This window comes from Simiduia sp. 21SJ11W-1 (assembly GCF_024138675.1).
Lineage (GTDB): Bacteria > Pseudomonadota > Gammaproteobacteria > Pseudomonadales > Cellvibrionaceae > Simiduia.
In genome coordinates this window covers 1,156,559-1,176,513 of sequence record NZ_CP090959.1, presented here as the reverse complement: position 1 = coordinate 1,176,513, position 19,955 = coordinate 1,156,559, and the positions used below count along the sequence as shown (strand labels likewise).

19 protein-coding genes are annotated in these 19,955 nt (G+C 57.0%); 14 read left to right on the top strand and 5 right to left on the bottom strand.

Annotated elements, in window-relative coordinates; all coding sequences use genetic code 11:
• Window positions 1-91 precede the first annotated feature (91 nt).
• From L1F30_RS05260 to L1F30_RS05205, 12 genes are all read left to right on the top strand, one after another.
• Entirely contained in the window at window positions 92-2,266 is a 2,175-nt protein-coding gene (locus L1F30_RS05260; protein WP_253360306.1) for a M3 family metallopeptidase, read from the top strand.
• A gap of 123 nt (window positions 2,267-2,389) precedes the next feature.
• Window positions 2,390-3,247, top strand: coding sequence for an HDOD domain-containing protein (locus L1F30_RS05255; protein ID WP_253360304.1), 858 nt, complete (start codon window positions 2,390-2,392; stop codon window positions 3,245-3,247).
• A gap of 90 nt (window positions 3,248-3,337) precedes the next feature.
• Window positions 3,338-3,787: a type VI secretion system tube protein Hcp gene (locus L1F30_RS05250; protein WP_253360302.1), complete on the top strand. Its 450-nt coding sequence runs from the start codon at window positions 3,338-3,340 to the stop codon at window positions 3,785-3,787.
• Between the two features lie 426 nt (window positions 3,788-4,213).
• Window positions 4,214-4,720, top strand: coding sequence for a hypothetical protein (locus L1F30_RS05245; protein WP_253360301.1), 507 nt, complete (start codon window positions 4,214-4,216; stop codon window positions 4,718-4,720).
• A gap of 232 nt (window positions 4,721-4,952) precedes the next feature.
• The gene (locus tag L1F30_RS05240; RefSeq protein WP_253360299.1) at window positions 4,953-6,962 is read left to right on the top strand and encodes a hypothetical protein; all 2,010 of its coding nucleotides are present in this window, start codon (window positions 4,953-4,955) and stop codon (window positions 6,960-6,962) included.
• A gap of 2 nt (window positions 6,963-6,964) precedes the next feature.
• A complete protein-coding gene (locus L1F30_RS05235; RefSeq protein ID WP_253360298.1) occupies window positions 6,965-8,872 on the top strand; it encodes a hypothetical protein in 1,908 nt (635 codons plus the stop codon).
• A gap of 4 nt (window positions 8,873-8,876) precedes the next feature.
• Window positions 8,877-9,416 carry an RNA polymerase sigma factor gene (locus L1F30_RS05230; RefSeq protein WP_253360296.1) on the top strand — a complete coding sequence of 180 codons (540 nt, stop codon included), beginning with the start codon at window positions 8,877-8,879 and terminating at the stop codon, window positions 9,414-9,416.
• A 61-nt stretch (window positions 9,417-9,477) separates the two neighbouring features.
• Window positions 9,478-10,068 (top strand): hypothetical protein, encoded by a 591-nt coding sequence (locus tag L1F30_RS05225; RefSeq protein WP_253360294.1) that lies wholly within the window; start codon window positions 9,478-9,480, stop codon window positions 10,066-10,068.
• A 16-nt stretch (window positions 10,069-10,084) separates the two neighbouring features.
• The gene (locus L1F30_RS05220) at window positions 10,085-10,471 is read left to right on the top strand and encodes a hypothetical protein (RefSeq protein ID WP_253360292.1); all 387 of its coding nucleotides are present in this window, start codon (window positions 10,085-10,087) and stop codon (window positions 10,469-10,471) included.
• 553 nt (window positions 10,472-11,024) lie between these two features.
• Window positions 11,025-12,035 carry a S8 family serine peptidase gene (locus L1F30_RS05215; RefSeq protein ID WP_253360290.1) on the top strand — a complete coding sequence of 337 codons (1,011 nt, stop codon included), beginning with the start codon at window positions 11,025-11,027 and terminating at the stop codon, window positions 12,033-12,035.
• A gap of 199 nt (window positions 12,036-12,234) precedes the next feature.
• Window positions 12,235-12,624, top strand: coding sequence for a hypothetical protein (locus L1F30_RS05210; protein WP_253360289.1), 390 nt, complete (start codon window positions 12,235-12,237; stop codon window positions 12,622-12,624).
• 49 nt (window positions 12,625-12,673) lie between these two features.
• A complete protein-coding gene (locus L1F30_RS05205; RefSeq protein WP_253360287.1) occupies window positions 12,674-13,225 on the top strand; it encodes a hypothetical protein in 552 nt (183 codons plus the stop codon).
• A gap of 102 nt (window positions 13,226-13,327) precedes the next feature.
• Here the strand turns inward: L1F30_RS05205 and L1F30_RS05200 are convergent, their stop codons facing one another.
• The 3 genes from L1F30_RS05200 to L1F30_RS05190 are packed head-to-tail and all read right to left on the bottom strand — an operon-like array spanning window position 13,328 to window position 16,038.
• Complete coding sequence (locus L1F30_RS05200) at window positions 13,328-14,545, bottom strand: CaiB/BaiF CoA-transferase family protein (protein WP_253360285.1); 1,218 nt, start codon at window positions 14,543-14,545, stop codon at window positions 13,328-13,330.
• A gap of 12 nt (window positions 14,546-14,557) precedes the next feature.
• Window positions 14,558-15,046: a TIGR00645 family protein gene (locus L1F30_RS05195; protein WP_253360283.1), complete on the bottom strand. Its 489-nt coding sequence runs from the start codon at window positions 15,044-15,046 to the stop codon at window positions 14,558-14,560.
• A gap of 8 nt (window positions 15,047-15,054) precedes the next feature.
• A complete protein-coding gene (locus tag L1F30_RS05190) occupies window positions 15,055-16,038 on the bottom strand; it encodes an NAD(P)H-quinone oxidoreductase (RefSeq protein ID WP_253360281.1) in 984 nt (327 codons plus the stop codon).
• A 275-nt stretch (window positions 16,039-16,313) separates the two neighbouring features.
• Here L1F30_RS05190 and L1F30_RS05185 point away from each other — a divergent pair, with 275 nt between their 5' ends.
• Window positions 16,314-17,510: an RNA polymerase sigma factor gene (locus L1F30_RS05185; RefSeq protein ID WP_253360279.1), complete on the top strand. Its 1,197-nt coding sequence runs from the start codon at window positions 16,314-16,316 to the stop codon at window positions 17,508-17,510.
• 21 nt (window positions 17,511-17,531) lie between these two features.
• Here L1F30_RS05185 and pdxH read toward each other — a convergent pair whose 3' ends face one another.
• Window positions 17,532-18,164, bottom strand: a complete 633-nt coding sequence (gene pdxH / locus L1F30_RS05180; protein ID WP_253361748.1) for a pyridoxamine 5'-phosphate oxidase — start codon at window positions 18,162-18,164, stop codon at window positions 17,532-17,534.
• Between the two features lie 74 nt (window positions 18,165-18,238).
• Here pdxH and mobA point away from each other — a divergent pair, with 74 nt between their 5' ends.
• On the top strand, window positions 18,239-18,853 hold the full coding sequence (gene mobA / locus L1F30_RS05175) for a molybdenum cofactor guanylyltransferase MobA (protein WP_253360277.1): 615 nt from the start codon (window positions 18,239-18,241) through the stop codon (window positions 18,851-18,853).
• Between the two features lie 13 nt (window positions 18,854-18,866).
• Here mobA and L1F30_RS05170 read toward each other — a convergent pair whose 3' ends face one another.
• On the bottom strand, window positions 18,867-19,802 hold the full coding sequence (locus tag L1F30_RS05170) for a sodium-dependent bicarbonate transport family permease (RefSeq protein ID WP_253360275.1): 936 nt from the start codon (window positions 19,800-19,802) through the stop codon (window positions 18,867-18,869).
• Between the last annotated feature and the right edge of the window lie 153 nt (window positions 19,803-19,955).

Below are 19,955 nucleotides of genomic sequence, written 5' to 3'. Positions count from 1 at the left end.
GGGCTTTGCGGCTGCCAGCCGTCCTATAGTCACCCGTGTACCCGGCCATCTACCGGGTACGCCACACAATAAGACAGAAGAGGATTCAACGATGATTTCCCGCTCTCCCCTGCTATTGGCTACGGCCATCGCGGTATTGGCCACCGGTTGCGGCAAAGAAGACGCCACCCAAGCCAGTGCCACAACAGAGGCGCAAAGCACCACTGCCGCCCCAGCCACTGCCGAGGCCAGCAACCCGTTTTTTAAAGAAAGCGCGCTCTACTTCAAGCTGCCGCCTTTCGATCAAATTAAAGACAGCCACTACGCCCCCGCTTTCGAGCGCGGCATGGCAGATCACCTGGCGGAAATTGAGGCCATTGCCAACAACCAAGAGGCGCCCACTTTCGAAAACACCCTGGTTGCCATGGAGCGCGCAGGCGCCATCCTCACGCGCGTTGCCAATGTGTTTTTCGCCATGACCTCGGCCAACACCAACGACACACTGGAAGCCATCCGCTCAGACATCGCGCCCAAGCTTTCGGCCCACAACGATGCCATCTTGCTGAACAACACCCTGTTTAAGCGCGTGAAGGCCATCTACGACAAGCGCACCCAACTAAACCTCGACCCAGAGTCGCTGCGTCTGGTAGAAATCTACTACCGCGATTTCGTACGTGCCGGTGCCAACTTGTCTGACGCCGATAAAGAAAAGCTGAAAGATTACAACAGCAAACTGGCGAGCCTCTCCACCAAATTCAGCCAAAACGTGCTGAAGGAAGTAAACGCATCGGCCGTAGTGGTAGATACCGCAGCGGAGCTTGATGGCTTGTCTGAGGCCGCCATTGCCGGCGCTGCCGAAGAAGCCAAAGAACGCGGCCTGGAAGGCAAGTATGTGATCACCTTGAAGAACACCTCGGGCCAGCCGCCGTTGTCTTCACTCACCAACCGCGACGTGCGCCAGCGCATTATGGCCGCCTCTTTGGCCCGCGGCTCAAAGGGCGGTGAATTCGACAACCGCGCCGTGTTGGCAGAAGTGGTAAAACTGCGCGCCGAACGCGCCAAATTGTTGGGCTACCCCAACCACGCGGCCTACAGCCTGGAAACCCAAACCGCGCAAACCACTGAAGCCGTGAACAAGCGCCTGGCCACCCTGACGCCAAAAGCCGTTGCCAACGCCAAACGCGAGCAGGCCGATCTGCAAAAGATGGTAGATGCCGAAGGCGGCAAGTTTAAAGTAGCAGCCGGCGACTGGGCCTTCTACACCGAAAAGGTGCGCGCCCAACGCTACAACTTCGATGGCGACCAGCTAAAGCCCTACTTCGAACTGGATAACGTATTGCAAAACGGCGTGTTCTTTGCCGCCACCAAGCTCTACGGCATCACCTTCAAAGAGCGCAAAGACCTGCCCGTATACCACCCGGATGTGCGCATTTTCGAAGTTTTTGAAGAAGATGGCAGCACCCTGGCACTGTTTTTGTTCGACCCCTACGCGCGCAGTTCCAAGCGTGGTGGCGCCTGGATGAACGCCTACGTTGCCCAAAACAACCTCATGGGCCACCAGCCTGTGGTTGCCAACCACCAGAACATCCCCAAGCCACCGGCGGGTGAGCCCACATTGCTCACTTACGATGAAGTGAACACCATGTTCCACGAGTTCGGCCACGCTTTGCACGGCATGTTCTCTGATGTGCAGTACCCCTACTTCGCCGGCACTTCGGTTCCGCGCGACTTCGTAGAGTACCCCTCGCAGGTGAACGAAATGTGGGCCAACTGGCCTGAAGTACTGGCGAACTATGCCAAGCACTACAAAACCGGCGAAGCCATGCCAAAAGCGTTGCTTGATAAAGTACTGGCCACCGAGAAGTTCAATCAGGGCCACGCCACTACCGAATACCTGGCAGCCTCATTGATTGATCAAGCCTGGCACCAGCTCACCGCCGATCAGGTGCCTGCCGCCGAAAAAGTCACAGACTTCGAAGCCGCAGCGCTGGAAAAAGCAGGCGCCAAGGTTAATGCCGTGCCACCGCGCTACCGCTCCACCTACTTCTCCCACATCATGGGCGGCTACTCCGCCGGCTACTACGCCTACATCTGGAGCGAAGTACTGGATGCCGATACCGTAGAGTGGTTTAAGGAAAACGGTGGTTTGAAGCGTGAAAACGGCGATCACTTCCGCAAGACATTGCTGTCGCGCGGTGGCAGTGAAGATGCCATGAGCGTATTCAAAACCTTCCGTGGCGCCGAGCCTAACATCGAGCCACTGCTGGAGCGCCGCGGCCTCAACTAAGCCTAAGCACCCACCGTAACACCCTCACAGCCGGCACCCTGCCGGCTGTGTTGTTTCTGCTAAGCTCAATGTGCACGCAGCCCACGCGTGGCGCATAACGCAACCAGGGACAGCTTCTCACCCATGCCGGCTAACAACCCCGAATTTGCCATTTACAGCAATGTCATCCAACAGGTGATGAAAGGCGAAGAGCAACTGCCGAGCCTGCCCGCCATTACCCTGCGCATCCGCAAGGCCCTTGCCAACCCGCTCACCAGCCACAACCAGCTGGCAAACCTGCTCATGCAAGACCCAAGCCTTGCCGCGCTGATCATGAAAACCGCCAACTCGGCCATCTACAAAACCGTGGCGCAAGCCAAAACATTAAACGACGCCGTGCGCCTGCTGGGCCGGGAAATCATCGACCAAATCGTGATGTCGCACAGTGTCAAAAGCCTGTTTGTGATGAAAAGCGCAGGCCTCAAGCGGCTGTTTATACTGAGCTGGCAGCGCCAGGCCGTAAAAACCGCCATCTGCATACTGCTCACCCAGGCCACCCAATTCAAACCCACATTTCAGCCGGTTACCGGCTGCTTTTTAAGTGAAATCGGCACACTGGCGGTGCTTTCGGCCTTTAACGACAAACCCATGGAGCCCACCCAAGAGGACTACATAGCGCTCTGCAAAAGTTACAGTAAGTCCCTGGGGTTAATTCTGATCAAGAAGTGGCAGCTCGATGAGGTGTATATAGACATGATTCGCAACGCCGGCAATTGGTCGATGCCGCAGGCGCCAAGCATCAGCGCGCTTGAAATCATCAACCTTGCGCTCTATCACTCGCTGGTGATTTTTTCCCACGCCGACGACCTGCCACCCCTACGCGCGCTGCCGGCCTTTCAAAACCTGCCACAGAAATACCAACAGCTCGACGACTTCGGCCTGCTGCAACTGATCAGCAAGCATGAAGATGCTATTGCCGAATACATTGATACGTTACGCTGATACTTGCCAAACAATATAAAATATTTTTGAACCGCCACCGCACTTGCCACGACAAAGCCATAACACCCACACATCGCCAGGAGGCGTACCATGAAATTCATCATTCCACTGCTGTTTATTCTGCTCCCACAATTTTGTGATGCGGCAGCCTATATTAAATTTGATGGCATCGACGGCGAAGCCAAGGCTGTTGCCGAAGCCAACCAGGGCTTCGACAGGCTGGCCGCCACCCGGCCCACGCTGAATGCCGCACCCGGCCAGGAATCGCGCTTGGGCAACGGCTACTTTTTACGTGAAGACGGGCAATTACTTGAAGTGAAACAAGGGCGCGCACGCTGGATCGGCAGCCCGAGCCGAGACGCCGCCAGCGGCCTGGCCACCGGTAAGCGCCAACACAAGCCCGTAAGCATCGCCAAACCCATCGATAAAGCAACACCCAAGCTGATAGAGAAATCCAGCTGCGTGGGTGGCAAAGTAACCACCGGTGAACACAAGGGTAAAAAGTGCGAGCACCGCGGCCACGTAACCGTGCTCAAGTAATCAGGCAAAGCCCGGCCAGCAGCTCGCAAACAGGCGCCAACACCCAAGGTGTTGGCGCCTTCTAACGCCTACTACCACCTACTATCGCCTTTAAAACCGGCACTGCTCACAGCCGCCACGGCCCCCTCATACTTTCTTAAGTTTTGTCAGGTACGCCCACCGCACCACCTCGGGTTAATTTTAAATCCTGATAAGTGCAGCCCTGCTTATTTCCTATTGCCCATATCAACTCAGGCCATAAGCCCTAAAATGGCTGCTACCGGCTTTTCGAGCAATAACGCCCATAGATATTGATGGCTGTTGCCGTAGTTGCATCGTGATCGGTGAATTAACAAGAAAAAATGAACCATTGAAGGCGCACCTGCGACCTACTCACAACGGCGCACAGAACCGTGCGACCCGATCATTCACAAGGAGATAAAGATCATGTTTATGCGTTCACTTTTTATCGCGGCCCTATTTACCTGCGGCGCCAATTTGGCACTGGCCGACAACACCGATCGCCAAGTCGCCAAACCCTGCCCGACACCCGCAGATAGCAAAGTTGTTTCACCCGAGTGCAACCAGGCCAAGGGCTTGCTGTTGCCCGCCATTCAAAAGGCACAGGCAACCCCGGCACCACGCGCAACGCCCATGCGGGCAGCACCACAAAGTGCAAAGCGCGTACTGAAAGCACGGGACTTCGACCGCCTGCTCATGCAGCACCACCGCAGCGGGCGCCCCATTCCCGGTGCAAAACCGGCTACGCCCAGTGGCGCCAATCAGGTAGCGGCGCCCCAGTCTATGCCCAAGTATGAAATTGCCGACTGTGCCGGTGGCGTTTGCTGCTCGTACAACGGCGAAAACTCAACCTGTAACTTGTTTATGTACTTGTGTGAAAGCCAGGGCGGCCAAGCCACCGGCGATCAAAACGAAGCCGTTTGCTCCTTCTAGTGTTGAAGGTTTTACGCAGCCCTGCCCGCCGTCAAACCGGCGTGCAGGGCTCCGGCGCTCTTAAAGAGAAACCTGTGGATCGACGCGGCCTCAGCGCCCAACTTGCATAATTGGAACATCAGTATAATATTCACGCCCAGCCACTGACTTGGCAGTCACGCCAAAGGTTTTAGAACACGGAATTACAGGGGCGAGCGGGTGCTCAAGCACTCGTTCACGCAAGGGGAATTGCATGAAACACTCACACTTTCGCCGGCTATTGCTGGCACTTTGCCTTTCATTGGCAGCCGTCAACGGGCAGGCAGCAAACACCACTCAGCTGGCTTTGAATTTGCCTCAACTGCCCTCACCCGAATCCAGCCTGGCGGTGGAATTGGGCGGTTACGACGTCACCCCGTTTGCAACTATCGCTGATGGGCAACTGCAACTGCGCCTGGATATGGCGCTGGCACCCGGTGACTACGAACTGCAGGTATTGGCCTTCGCGCCCAATGGCGATATCCAAAGCCTGCTGGATCAAGTCCTCACCATTACCGCCCCCAGTGAGCCAAGTGGCCAGTGGAGCAGCCAGCTGTCACTCGACAGCAGCTACCGGCTAGACGCATCAGAACCCGACGACTACCAAGCCGCCCGCCATCTGGCGAGCCAAGGCGGCTGGGCACTGCGCGCGGCACAACTGCAAGACAACCTGAGCCTCACAGTGGAGTTGGACGCCCTCTACGACAGCACCAGCGAAAACCTGGGCAACAACACCGGCACAGAATGGGCGCTACCCAGTTACCGCATTGAGGCCCGCCACCAAGGCGCAACACTCAGCGCCGGTGCCATGGTGGGCAATGTGCGCATTGAACAGCAAGACTTGTTGTTTTCCATGTTTCAGCGGCGCGGCGCCGAAGTGCGCATTGGCAATGCCAGCCAGAGCACCGAGCTGCGCTTGTTTAAGGTCAATAGCGAACCGAGCACGCGCGTAGATGAGGCACTGGTGCTGCCAGGCCAAACACTGCGTGGACAAGGCGCCACACTGAACACCCACTTGGCCGGCGATGCACTGATGCTAAAGCTCGGGTATGTGGATGGTAAAACCCAGCTCGGCGGCGCCGGGGTATATGCGCCGGGCGACCCGGTTGTTTACGGCGGCGACAGCTGGAATCTGGGCCTCGATTCCTATTTGATGGAGCAATCTATCTGGCTGCATGCAGAGTACGCCGAGTCGCGCTTTGATAGCGATGGCATCGATCTCGGCGCCGATGCCGAGCAAGATTCCGCGCTGCAATTGCTGGCCCGCCTGCAATCTGGCGCACTGCCCACTGGCCCGCTGGATTATTGGACGGCAACGCTACAACACCAAAAAGTGGGGGCGCAATTTTACAGCCTGGGCAACCTCACCCTGCCCGGCGATGTGGCGTTAAACAGGTTGGTCACGCAGCTGGGGCGCCAGAGTATCAACCTCAATTTCGAGTGGTCGAGCGAGCAAAATAACCAGGCCGATGATCCCGCACTGCCCACCCAAACTCTCGCGCGCCAAATGCTCACCGTCAATTATGTACCCATGCTCGAGCCCGGCAGCGCATTGGCGGTGCTCGGCGCGCCCTCGGCAACGCTGTACATTAGCGAAACCCAACACAGCCAACCAGACAGCAACGCACAGACCGTGGGCTTTGATCTGGACAACCTCACCCACGAGCAAAGCGTCAGTGTGAACTTCAGCCAATCAACCTGGAGCTGGGGCCTGCAGTGGGCCAGCACCCGGTTCGACGACCGCTCCGAAGCCGTATCGCTTAACGGCTACGACATCTACCAACCAGGCTCCGACATGGAAAACCGCATGCTCGGCCTGAACATGAGCTGGATGCCCTCAACCCGCGCCAATGTGAACCTTTTTACGCAGTTCAACCGACAAACCCAAACAGACCTCGGGGATACCTATTACAACCGCAACCTGGGTATTGATACCCTGCTGCAATTGATCCCCGAAAAGCTGGTACTGAGTTTGAATTACAACTACGGCGCAGACCGCAGCGAGCTTGCGAATCCGGCGTTTATTGAAGACGACTTTTTAAGCCATTTCGGCAACGGGCAGCTCACCTGGATGGCACTGGCAGCCAAGGGCAACACGCCCGGCGTCAATGTGTATTTGCGTGGCAGCTACGGGCGGCAAGACAACCGCGCCTTTGCCTGGGCCCAGGAACAATGGTCGGCCCATGCAGGTATTGAACTGGCATGGTCGGCAGGAGACTTGTAACCATGATGAAACGTATCTCGCACATTTTGTGTTTCGCCCTCGTGGCCTGGGCCATGCCCGCCGCTGCCCTGCTCACGGGCGTTAGCGTGTCGCCCGGCAGTGCAACCCTCAACACCGCCAACAACAATGCACTGGTTGTTAACTGGACGGTAGCAGCAGATGCATCCCACAGCAGTGGCGCCAATTCCAACCCCGGGCAACTGCTGGATGCCACCACGCTCAATGTGCTCGGAAGTTTCGGCGGCACTTTGAACCAAGCCGGCAGCGGCCCGTTTAATTTCACTGAAACCCTGAGCATTAGTGCGGCACAAGTGGTGAGCTGGCAAAGTGCGGGCGTTACCCAAATTGAGGCGCGTCGCATTTTTTCAGACGGCATTGGCCGCCAGGTGGTGGGCACGCTGACACTTAACGTGCCTGCCCGTGGCAGCATCAGTGCCGCCGGCGTCACGCCCGCCCAATCCACACTCAATGCCGTGAATAACAATTTATTGCCCATCACCTGGCAGGTAACCGCCACCCCCACCTACACGGCAGGCGTCTCCAGCGCGCCGGGGCAATTGGTGAACCCCGCCACAGGCCAAGTGCTTGGCACCCTGGGCAGCACCCTGAACGGCACCGGTGCGGCACCCTATAATTTGTCTGAAAATTTGATGATCAGCAGCGCCCAGGTACGCAGCTGGCAATCGCAAAATATCAGCCAGGTACGTATTGATCGCACCTTTACCGACAGTGGTACCGGCGATAACGTACAGGCCTCGCACCTGTTGATCATTCCCGTGCAGGGCAATTTCACCGCCGCGCGGGTTTCACCCATGCAGCGGCAGGTGTATGCCAGCCAAGAAAATTCCGTACAACTCAGCTGGCAAGTCAGTACCGGCAGCGGCCACACCAACGGCGTAGTTTCAACGAGCGCGCGCATTGTAAACCCCGCCAATGGCGCGCTGGTGGCAAACTTAGGCGGCGTGCTAAGTGCGCCCGGCAGCGGGCCGTTTTTATTTAGCGAAACGCTCGCGCTCGGCACCGATTTAATGCAAACACTGCTCGCCAGCAACAGCTCGCGCCTGGTGATTGAGCGGGTGTTCTCCGACCCCATTGGCGGCGGCAATACCCGCGCCTACATGACCTTGCTGGTTAATCGCAGCGCGCTCGACGCCGCGCGCACAGGCTCCCCGGGTGAGTTGCAGGTGCGGGGGCTACAACTGGCCTTTGATACAGGTAACGACCTGGCACTGGTGAAAGAAAACGAGGCGCTCACAGCACAGCTTACCGTCAGCTACAGCGGTTCAGGCTTGCTTGAAGGCCGCTGGCAGCTGGCCGAACCCGGCAGCACCGAAGCGCTGCCGCTGTTTAAAACTCTGGCCCTTGTGCGGCGTCAGGTAACGGGCACACAACGCATTCAGCTGGAAAGCCCAGCGCTGCCCACACAGCGGGCCGGTAAATACCTGCTGCGTTTTTGCGTGACCAACAGAAACCTGATCACCGAAGAGGTTGCCACAGATCCCCAATGCCCGGTGCAGGAGTGGGTGATAGATGCAGGCTACCAAGTGCAGGCGCAACAGGGCTTACTGGCATTGACCGGGCTCTCGCCCAGCCAACAAGCGGTAAGCGCGCAAACGCCCTTTCGTTGGCCCACGGTCACTGGCGCCGCCGTATATCAATTGCAAATTTTTGCGCTGCATCATCAGGCGCCCATCACAAGTGCCACGCCAACGGTGGGCCAGTCAGGCGAGCCACAATTTGTGGTGGGTATGGTGCTGCCAAACTCGGTAACCCAATCGCCCCTGTCAGAATTGGTGCGCAGCAAACTGAACCCGGGCCAACGCTACCTGTGGCGCATTACCGCCCACAACAGTGCTGGTAAAATGCTCGCAGCCAGCGCCGATTACGCATTTGTCTATCAACCGGAGTAAGGCTGTGTCGGATTCAGACGAACTGCTATTAGCCGCCATCGTCAAGGGCGACCAACAAGCCATGGAGCGTTTCTATCGCCGGCATGCTGGCGCCCTGTCGGCGTTTCTACAACGCACGCTGCACAACCCCGCCGACATTGCAGAAGTGATCAACACCGTGATGCTAGAGGTGTGGCACAAAGGCGCCAGCTTTCAGGGCGAGGCCCGTGTGCGCACCTGGTTGTTTAGCATGGCGCGCTTTAAAGCCATTGATGCGCTGCGCGCCAAGCGTCGCCATGAGGATCAGGAAGACATCAGCCTGCACGAAGATCTCAGTTGCGATTGCGATTTATTTGCTGCCGCCAGCGCTTCGCAAGATGCCGCCAGTGTGCGCACCTGTGTTGATGCATTAAAAGCAAAACTCAAAGAGGTGGTTTGGCTCGCCTTTTTTGAAGAGATGCCCTACACGGAAATTGCAGAGGTCATGCAAATTCCAACAGGCACGGTAAAAACGCGAATGATGCAAGCAAAAAATCTGCTGATGCGCTGCTTGGCAAACCAATGAACCCCGGGCGGTATGAAACCGACCAAGGCATGAGACGTAATTTAGCCTAAGGACGTTCAATATGAACACTGAAGATTTATCCGAACTATTGCCCTGGTATGTGAACGGCAGTTTGACTGAGGCAGAAAAGCAACGCGTGGATGCCTGGCTTGCACAATCGGAACAAGCGCGTGCAGAACTGGCGGCGCTGCGCGCTATCCAACAGCAAATAAAACACCAAGGCCAGGCCCAGGCATCAGACCTCGGCTGGGCACGCTTAAAACGCGAACTCAACACACCCAAAGCGCAACCTCAATGGTGGCGCCCTGCAATGGCGAGTGCCGCGGCCTTGGTACTGTGTGTGCAGTTTATTATTCTCGCACGGCCAGCACCGGCACCTGATTTCACCTTGCTTGCAGCAGGCCAAGCGGGTGCACTCAGCAATGGCTGGCTTATTCAGCTGGAGCTGGACGCGAACCTGCGCTGGGAAGATCTGGCCGCCACGCTCACACAACACCATGCGCGCATTGTTGATGGCCCAAGCAGCATTGGCATCTTGCGGATTTTTATTGCCAAAGCGCAGCCAGGCTACACCGACCGCAGCCAAGTTGAATCTGCACTGGGTGAAATGCCCGGCGTGGTGCACGCCGCCATTGAGGCAGAGCTGCCATGAAATGTATGGCCGCTCTGTGGCTTGTTTTGCCGCTGCTCTTGGCGGCAAACCTCACCAGTGCACAAACGCCAGAGCCGGGCACCAGTGCCCCGGCAAGCACACCGGAAGCCACAGCATCATCTTCAACTACACCTACATCAACTACACCTACATCAACTACACCTACATCAACTACACCCACTACTACATCCGCAACAATACCCACAACAACACTCACCTCAACAACAAGGCCCAGCACTTTTTCCACAGGCACGGCCATGCCCACGGCAAGCACTGCAGCTACCAGCGCGCGACCAGAGGCAACCAGCACATCACAGGGCCCGGCAAGGGTGCCGGGCACAGCGCCCCAGAAGCCCGCCACCCAGCTGACAGCCACGCGCGCAACTGCCCCCGGCGCCAATGACGATGCTGCACAAACTACAACGGGCGATCCAACCCGAGAGGCAGCTTCAGGTACAACTTCAGGTTCTACTTCCGGTTCTAATTCCGGTACAACGCCAAATACTGCGGAAAATACAACGCAAAACACACAGCGAGCGCCAATAAAAAATTCACCACCAACGGCCACTGGCACTGCGCCGGATACGCCGCCCGCAACAACGCCCAAAACAGCGCCAGGAACAATACCGGGTAGAGCGTCTGCTACCGCACCTGCTGCAAAGCCCGATACAACATCTCATACAACGCCCAATACGACACCCGATACGACACCCGAAAGCGCGGCCAATACTGCCGCGCAACGAACAGCACCAACCCATCAACAACCAGCCGCCACTGCTAAGACAGCAAGGCCGGGTGATAGCGCCCCCACAGGCCAACCAAATCCACAGGCCACAGCAACAGATGCACCCCATCCCAGCCCACCGGCTGCGCGCCAAAGCGGCCCTCGAGAAGCGGCCCCCATTGTGCGCAGTACAAGCCTCCTGGGCGCTGCACTGCCGCAGGGGCCACAGCCGATGCAAGATAATCCCGACGACAGGCTGCCCCCCTTGCGAGAATTGCTACTGCAGGCACCAAACATGTCTATTGCCGAGCAACAACGAAGGGCCCTGGGCCAGTGGGGCTTGCGCATTCAAAGCCGGCGCACGCTGGCATCTCTTGGCTGGGTGCTCAGCACCTACCGCGTGCCCGACTCAGTGGATCTGGAGGCGGTTAAAGCGCAAATTGCCAACCAGTGGCCGGTAGAAAACAATCAGCGCTACCGGTTACAGCGCAGCGAACAGCGCCAGTACGCACAGCGGTTACTGGGCGCACAGCTGCCCTCACACTGCCCCCAATCGCCCCGTCTGGCTCTGCTAGACAGCGCCGTAAACGCGCAGTTGCCGGTCTTTGAAGGCCGGGTGCAAAGCGTTCACGTGGCCGCACAAGACGCCGATCCCCACCCGCACGGTACCGGTGTGGCAACGCTGATGGTGGGCAAAGATCTGGGCCTGCTGCCCAAGGCGCAACTGCTTGCCGTGAATGTTTTCGCCGAAGACGCCACCGGCAATATGGAAACCCGCACCGATTGGCTATTAATTGGCCTCGATAAAATCGCGGCCTTCAAGCCCTTGGTGGTCAACATGAGTTTTGGCGGCAAGCACAGCGACTTGCTGGCACAAGCAATTACCCAACTCGCCAAACAAGTTACCTTCGTGGCTGCAGCGGGCAACAGTGGCGCTGAACGCCCTATGTATCCGGCGGCCTACCCGGCAGTGCAGGCCGTGGGTGCCACCGATAACCAATTAAGATTGCTGGCACTTTCCAATGGTGGCAACAGGGTTTTCTGGCGCGCGCCCGGGCAAGATGTGTGGACGTATAACGAACGCGGCCAAGGCCGCTACCAAACAGGCACCTCTTTCGCCTCACCGCTGGTGGCCGCCGCCATCGCCACGGCGCTTTACGAAGGCATGCAGACGCCAGAGGTAAACCAATTCTGGCCCACGGGCACCCCGGATTTAGGGGACTTGTGTAACGCACCCCTGTAGAACTCACAAGTAGAACTCACAACCGGGACAGTGCAAAAAGGAAGATTGCAGCGGCCATAGAGACAAGGCGAAACATCAGCAAAAAAATATGAACCGTTTGCCAATGGTCTGCGACACATAAGTAACGGGCCAAGGCGTTCACTGCAAAACAGCAGAACCCAACGGCTCATTAACCGCAAAGCCCAAGGAGGGTCTTACTATGAAACAGCAGCGCAAACTGCACCACACCATCGCCATGGCCGGATTGATTGCCAGCGCACTCATCACCGCCCAATCACTGGCGAACCCCACACTCAATGCAACCAGTGCCAAGCCAAAATTTCAGGTTCAAGTGGCCGGTGCCATTCCAAAACCTGCAGCCTGTGCCCAAGGCTTTACGCCTGTCAGTAAAAAGCTGATCAAGCACGAAGGTAAAGCCTGGTACGAATACACCTGCGCCCGTTCGGAAACCATCGTGCGCACCTGCAACCCGGATACCGATGTCACCAATATTAAAAATGACATTGTGAGCCTGCCATCCGATGGCACTAGCCACAACTCAAAGTTAAACCTCTCGTACAAGTGCTTCCGCTACGTACCTGTGGAATAAATGTGAACCTTTATTTAATCATCGCTTACAGCTAAACCGGAGTTACAAAATGAAATCATCTAGCATCAAAATTACCTCTGCCATTGCACTGCTGGCCGCCGCCACAGCGACATTTGCCGCCGGCAACCCCGAAAAGCACCGCTGCCCTATGGGTCAAACATGGGTTGTTGAAAACGGGATAGGCAAGTGCAAACCACTGACCATTCAGGCCAAAAGTCGCGAGCCAGGTGCAAGCACGCAACCGGCCCGCGCCACAAGTGAAGCCGTACGCGCACCCGCCACGCCAAAGCCGGATTTCACCATTGTTGCGGCCAAGCCCATGGGTGCGCCAGGCAACTACCGGGTGACCGTAAAAAACAAGGGCGGCGCCCACTATGCTGAAATGGTGCTTTGGGGCACCCATCAGAAAAAAGGTGGCCAAAGCTGGGGCAGCGCCGCCAATATCAAAACGGTTTTTGGTGCCGGCGAGCAAAAATACATTGATGTGACATTCGCCCCCGGCGACTTTGCGCGCGGCGATCGCGTGATGTTTGAAGTGGATTACTACAAAGCCATAGACGAGAGCAACGAATCTAACAACAAGTTCGCAACCAACTACTAAGGGCTTTAAACCCATTGCAGGAATCCCCCGGTAAAAGCCGGGGGCATTTTTTCAGATCAACCGCGCCCAGAAACACCGTAAAAACCGCCAAAGCTTTGCGGGCTAACCCCGGCGCGCAATCACACCTTCGGCCACAAGCGCTTGTATCGCCTCAGCAGACAAGCCCAACACCGATTGCAGCACCTCATCGTTGTGGCTGCCCACCTCACCGCCGGGCCATTCGGTTGTACCGGGGGTGCCGGTAAGCTTGGGCAAAATGGCGGGAATATCCAGCGGTCTGCCATTGATTTCTACCCGCTCGAATAAACTACGTGCCTGAAAATGCGGGTCGGCCATTTGATCGGCCACATTGTAAATGGGGCCCACGGGCACACGCTCGGCTTCAAGCACGGCAATAACTTGCGCGCTCGGGTGCTCCAGGCACCACTTGGCGATGGCGTTATCAATGGCTACTTGATGCTCTACGCGCCCGGCGTTATTGGCCATGCGGGTGTCCATTGCCATGTCTGCACGGCCAATGGCCGTCATCAAACGCTTGAAAATGGAATCGCCATTGCCGCCAATCACCACAAATTTGCCATCGGCGCAGCGGTAGGTGTTGGTGGGCACAATGCCGGTCACAGTGGTACCCGAGGCCTCGCGCACCACACCTGCGCCAGAATACTCGGGCACTACCGCTTCCATTAAATTGAACATGGATTCCACCAGGCTTACATCCACCACTTGGCCGAGCGGCTGTTCACGGCCATCACCGCTGCGCTGGGCCAAGAGCGCAAGCGCAATGCCGAGGGCCGCGTGAATGCCTGCTATGGTGTCACCAATAGAGAGGTTCGGGCGTACCGGCGCCTCACCGGGGAAGCCGTTCAAATAGCGAAAGCCGCTCATGCCTTCGCACACAGAGGCAAAGCCAGGCCGGTTGGCGTAGGGGCCGGTTTGGCCAAAACCGGAAATACGGGCATACACAAGTTTTGGGTTGCGCTCGGCGAAGACCTCTGGCCCCAGGCCCCACTTTTCCATCACGCCTGGGCGAAAATTTTCCACCAGCACATCGGCGCTCGCAATTAAATCACCGGCCAATTGCTGGCCACGGGCCTTACGTAAATCGAGGGTAACGGATTTTTTGTTGCGGCCCAATGAGCGCCACCAAAAGGAGGTGCCGGTGTCGTCCAGTTTGCGCCAGTTGCGCAGCGGGTCGCCACCTTCCGGCGGCTCCACTTTAATCACCTCGGCACCAAAGTAGCCCAGCAGGCACCCGGTGAAAGGGCCCGCCAACAGCTGCCCCATTTCAATAACGCGTATCCCTGTCAGCGGCTTGTGCATGGGCACCCCTTGTTAATGCTTGGTGATTTTATCCAGATACCCCATGGCAAACGCCGAGGCTACAAAGGTCATATGAATAATCACGTACCACATAAGCTGCATGTCATCGTAATTTTTAACGCCCATGAATACCTTTAACAGGTGAATAGATGAAATAGCCACAATACTGGCGGCAATTTTCGCTTTCAGTGATGAAGAATCCATCTTGCCCAGCCAGTTGAGCTTTTCATCGTTTTCATCAATATCCAGTTGCGACACAAAGTTTTCGTAGCCGCTCATCATCACCATTACCAGCAAGCCGCCCACCATGGCCAGATCGATCAGGCTCAACACCAGTAGGATCATATTAGCTTCAGCTATGGTGGGAATTTCCACCAACAAATGAAACAGCTCCCTGAAAAACATAATACCCAGTGCCAGCACTGCCACACTTAGCCCCAGGTAAATAGGTGCCAGCAACCAGCGCGAGCGATACATCAATTGTTCAATAAAACGTTCCACTTGTTACCTCAATCGTTAACGGTTAACACAATTTTGCCGATGTGCGCACTCGATTCCATTAACCGGTGCGCCTGTTCTACCTCACCCAGGGCGAAGGTAGTGTGAATAACGGGCGCTATTTTACCCGACTCGATCAGCGGCCACACCTGTTCTGATAAACCGCGCGCCAGCGCCGCCTTGGCCTCATTGGCCTGGGCGCGCAAGGTAGAGCCTGTGAGCGTTAAACGCTTTAGCATCACCGGCAACAGATTCAATTCAACCTTTGGCCCCTGCAAGAAAGCAATGTTTACAATGCGCCCCTCCATTGCCGCCAGATCAATATTTTTGGCGATATAATCGCCACCCACCATATCCAGAATCACGTCTATACCCGCATCCTGGGTGAGCGACTTAAGCTCCGCTACAAAATCCTGCTGGCGATAATTAATGGCGGCTTTGGCGCCCAAGCGGGTGCAAGCCCTGCATTTTTCATCGCTGCCTGCGGTGGCATATACATGCGCGCCCAAGGCCTGGGCCAACTGAATGGCAATGGTGCCAATGCCACTGCTACCACCGTGTACCAGCAAGGATTCACCGGCCTGTAACCGCCCGCGCACAAACACATTGCCCCATACAGTAAACAAGGTTTCCGGCAAGGCTGCCGCTTCTACAAATGAAAGCGAGGCAGGCTTAGGCAAACAAAGACCGGCCGGCACGCACACTACCTCTGCATAGCCACCGCCATTGCACAGGGCACACACGGCATCGCCCACGGCCCACTGGCTCACCCCTTCGCCCACGGCACTGATCACACCGGCCACTTCCAGCCCGAGTATGGGCGAGTGGCCGGCAGGCGCCGGGTAACGGCCCATGCGTTGCACTACATCGGGCCGGTTCACGCCCGCTGCATGCACGCGAATTTGCACTTCGCCTGCCACGGGCGTTGGGGCATCTGTTTCGCTTACACACATCACACTGGCATCGCCAAAGCGCGGCAAATCTATAAATCGCATAGCCACCTCGCGGTTTTACAGGTTAAACGTGGCCGCAGTATGGCATAGCAACTGGTACACAGAAACATTGCCCCAGCAACACAGGCCTTAAGCCAAAAGCTATGTGCCAGAGGCCTGCGGCAATGGTAACCTTTGCTCAATTAAAGCTGCAGCCCATCTGCATACCAGGCTCGGGCACTGCCGCCCACAAGCTTGAACGCACGGGTTGCTGTTCACACAATGTAACTCTCAATGTAACTCTCAATTAAACTCTCAAAGAAAATAGCGAGATTCCCATGCCGGTAACGCCGTTAAATTTGACCGATGACCAATGGGCTAACCTGTTTCGCTTTGGCCTGGTGCTCACAGCCGACACCCAGCAAGCGTTGGATTTACTGCGCGCAGCGATTGAGCGCTGGATGCGGTTATCACAAACAACCGCGCTACAGCCTGAGGCCTATCTACGCAAGGTGATGCGCAACCTCCTGCATGAACGCATGCGCAGCCAAACCAGTGCGCGCGCAAAACCCGACCATGAAAACCCCAAGCAAAGCCTGCAGGCGCCGCTTGAGGCATTGGAACAACTGCAGTTGCAACCCGGGCAATTAAGCCACCAGTGGCCCACACTCGAGCCCGACCTGCGCGACATACTCTACCTTTGGGCCTGGCTTGATCTTTCTATTGAGCAAATGGCCGATGAGTGGCAGCTGCCGCACCAAGCCCTGCTGGAAAAGTTTCACCAACTGCACTTAGAGCTTGCGAGCGCACCACAAGCCACAAGCGCCATCGAAGAGCAAGCCACCACTGGGGAAAAAGCTCAACCGTTAAAAACCTTGTGCAAAAAGGAAATTGCGGGCGCGGCCTTAACAGAGGCCCAATTAAGCGCGCTTAAAGCCCGTAGCCTGCCTGCTTTCACGCCACCCAAACGGCCACTGAGCCACTGGCAAAAAATCGCCTGCCTGCTGTTTTTTCTGGGCGTGGGCTTGGCTGCGCACACCCAGTGGCAGGCCTATCAGCAAACACAGCTGACGGAATCCATCACGGGCGAAGTGGTTAGCCTGCACCTGCAGCAACAGCCACTGGAATATCAAGGCAACAATATTGCAGCGCTCGATCAAGCCTTTACGGCGCTGGATTTCACTCTGGTAAATAGCATCCACCTGCCAGATCTCAACAGCCGGTTAATTGGCGGGCGTTATGTAAGCATTCAGGGTCGAAACGGCGTTGTGCTGCGTTTGGCCGATGGCGCCTCGCTGTTTCAGGTGCCGTTTGCGGAAAGCTTTGAAAAACTGGGGGCCATTAACATAGACGAGCGCCCACTGCTGCGTTTTGCGCGCGGCTTGCAAATCAGCCTGTGGGAAGAAAAAGGGGTGCTGCTGGCGCTGGTGCAGGCACACGCCGAAGATGATACCGGCCTTGGCAAACCCCAAGCGCCTGCACTCCAAGCGCCTGCCCTACAAGCCCCCGCGCAACAGGCGGTTGATGCTCGCTAACACCAACGTAATGAAAGCCGCCTAGGGCGCCAAGCGTTTGCGTTGCCAGCCGCCCTGGGTGCGGGTGTATTGGAAGCGGTCGTGCAGCCGGTTGGCACCGCCCTGCCAGAATTCGATTTCAGAGGGCACTACCCGGTAGCCGCCCCAAAAATCGGGCGCAGGCACAAGGCCTGCGGCGAACTTTTCTTTCATGCGCGCCACCTGCTGCATGAGCAACTGCCGCGTAGCGACCGGGTGACTTTGGTGAGAGGCCCAGGCTGCCAGCTGGCTTTCCTTCGGGCGCGAGAGAAAATACTTGGCCGATTCTGCCGCGCTGACTTTTTCAGCCACGCCACAGATTTTCACCTGCCGTTCTATGTCGTGCCAGGGAAAGTGCAAACTCACTTTAGGGTTTGCGCTCAGCTCTTGGGCTTTGCGCGAACCGTAGTTGGTATAAAACACAAAACCGTGATCCACCTTTTTCAGCAGCACAATGCGTTGCGACGGCTGGCCGCTGGCATCTACCGTGGCCACTGTCATGGCCGTAGGGTCTTTTAGTTGCAGGTCTATGGCTTGCTGCAACCACACCTCAAACTGGGCGATGGGGTCGTCATTCAGATCGCTGTGATCCAGGCCACCCATCAGGTAGTCGCGGCGTAAATCTTCCAGATTCAAACTCATGGCGTCACTCGGCGTAGCAGGTAATTGCCGCTATTATACGGCCAAGACTTCACAACAGACGACAGGCCATGGAAATCAACGGCAACAATATTGCAGGGCTCATTATTGCCGGGGGCGCCGGCACCCGCATGGGCGGCACCGATAAATGCCTGCTCACGCTCGGCGCCAAACCCTTGCTGCACTACACCCATCAACGCCTGGCGCCGCAGGTGGCAAGTGTTGCATTGAATGTAAACGGCGCGCTCGATCGCTTCAACCGTGCCTTGGCAGATTTGCCGCCCATTCCCATGCTGCCAGACACCCCGCCCAGCGCAGGCCCCTTGAGCGGCATTATTGCAGGCCTCACCTGGCTGCAATCACACCCGCAACAATGGCTACTGACGGTGGCGGCCGATACGCCCTTTTTCCCCGCAGACTTAGGCCGCCGCCTGGCCAAGGGGCTGGGCGTCAAATCACATTTGGCGGTGGCCTCTGAGCAGGGCCGCATGCACCCGCTGTTCGGCCTGTGGCATAAAAGCCTGTTGCCGCGCCTTACCCATGCCTACCGTGAAGACCAACACAAGCTGCAACAGCTGGTGCGCGAACTCGGTGGCATTCAGGTAGATTTTGGCAGCTGCCAACCGGCGTTTTTTAACATCAACACCCGGGAGGAACTCGCAGAGGCCCGGGCGTTGATGAACTGATTGCGCAGGCGCGTTATAGGGCAATCAAATAGTGGTAGAAGCCGATACCCACCAGCACGTTGAGGGGAAAGGTAAGCCCAAGCGATGCGAGCATAGCCAAGCCGATGTCGGCTTTGGGAATAGCGCCTTTAATGGCCACCGGTGCGGCAATGTAAGACGCACTGGCGGTGAGCGAGGCCAAAATGACTTGGGTGCCCTCGCTCATACCCAGCGCCTTACCTGCAGCAATACCCACTAGCGCAAGCACCGGCGGCGCAATCAGCGCGAAGCTCAACAGACGCCAGTGCGCCCAGGGGAATGGCCGCAGCGTATTGGCCGCCGTTAAACCCATCTCCAGCAGGAACAAGGCCAGCACAGCCTTAAAGGCACCTGTGTATAAATCGGTAACCGCAGCGCCCTGAATAGGGCCATACATCACACCAATAATCACACCGCCCAGCAGCAAGATGACGCCCTGGTTAGTGAACGCCTCGTGCCAAAGCTTACCCAGGGTAGGTTGCACCGGCCCGCCGCGCTGCAGGCGCCGGTAGATCAAAAGCCCCACCACAATGGCGGGCAGCTCCATGGCCACCAGGTAGAGCGTCACCTCCGGTGCCACCACCAGCTCACGGGCCTCTACATAGGCCAAGGCCACCGCAAAGGTGCCCGCACTCACAGAACCATAGTGCGCGGCAATGCTGGCGCTGTCTTCAAGGTTCAAGCCCACGAGCTTGCGCAGTAACGGAAACAGCACCAAGGGAATAGCGCCGCCCAGCAGCATAACCGTTAACAACTCGGGCACCAGCTGCCAGCTAAGGTTGCCATACAAGGCCATACCGCCCTTCAGGCCGATGGTAAGCATCAACAACAGGCTTAGGGTTTCGTACGCAGCTTTCGGTACGGTAAGGTCAGATCGGAGCAGGCCGGCAATCAGGCCCAGTAGAAAAAACATCACAACGATATCGGGCACAATCGCATCTCCAGTAGTCACAGTGGTGCCGGCATTTTAGCCAGCCCGGTAGATTTTCATAGCCTGTGCCGCGGTTAAATTCTGGCCTGCTTATTTAAGCACTGGCTGCAGTTCAGTAGACTCCCCCTTAAATATGAAAACAGCAGGCGCAAT

Bases quoted from the DNA above. Each gene is read 5' to 3' on its own strand.
- L1F30_RS05235 (WP_253360298.1), top strand. From the start codon at position 6,965: ATGATGAAACGTATCTCGCACATTTTGTGTTTCGCCCTCGTGGCCTGG.
- L1F30_RS05200 (WP_253360285.1), bottom strand. From the start codon at position 14,545: ATGCACAAGCCGCTGACAGGGATACGCGTTATTGAAATGGGGCAGCTG.
- L1F30_RS05250 (WP_253360302.1), top strand. From the start codon at position 3,338: ATGAAATTCATCATTCCACTGCTGTTTATTCTGCTCCCACAATTTTGT.
- L1F30_RS05240 (WP_253360299.1), top strand. From the start codon at position 4,953: ATGAAACACTCACACTTTCGCCGGCTATTGCTGGCACTTTGCCTTTCA.
- L1F30_RS05205 (WP_253360287.1), top strand. From the start codon at position 12,674: ATGAAATCATCTAGCATCAAAATTACCTCTGCCATTGCACTGCTGGCC.
- L1F30_RS05255 (WP_253360304.1), top strand. From the start codon at position 2,390: ATGCCGGCTAACAACCCCGAATTTGCCATTTACAGCAATGTCATCCAA.
- L1F30_RS05210 (WP_253360289.1), top strand. From the start codon at position 12,235: ATGAAACAGCAGCGCAAACTGCACCACACCATCGCCATGGCCGGATTG.
- L1F30_RS05190 (WP_253360281.1), bottom strand. From the start codon at position 16,038: ATGCGATTTATAGATTTGCCGCGCTTTGGCGATGCCAGTGTGATGTGT.
- mobA (WP_253360277.1), top strand. From the start codon at position 18,239: ATGGAAATCAACGGCAACAATATTGCAGGGCTCATTATTGCCGGGGGC.
- L1F30_RS05260 (WP_253360306.1), top strand. From the start codon at position 92: ATGATTTCCCGCTCTCCCCTGCTATTGGCTACGGCCATCGCGGTATTG.
- L1F30_RS05245 (WP_253360301.1), top strand. From the start codon at position 4,214: ATGTTTATGCGTTCACTTTTTATCGCGGCCCTATTTACCTGCGGCGCC.
- L1F30_RS05215 (WP_253360290.1), top strand. From the start codon at position 11,025: ATGCAAGATAATCCCGACGACAGGCTGCCCCCCTTGCGAGAATTGCTA.
- L1F30_RS05225 (WP_253360294.1), top strand. From the start codon at position 9,478: ATGAACACTGAAGATTTATCCGAACTATTGCCCTGGTATGTGAACGGC.
- L1F30_RS05185 (WP_253360279.1), top strand. From the start codon at position 16,314: ATGCCGGTAACGCCGTTAAATTTGACCGATGACCAATGGGCTAACCTG.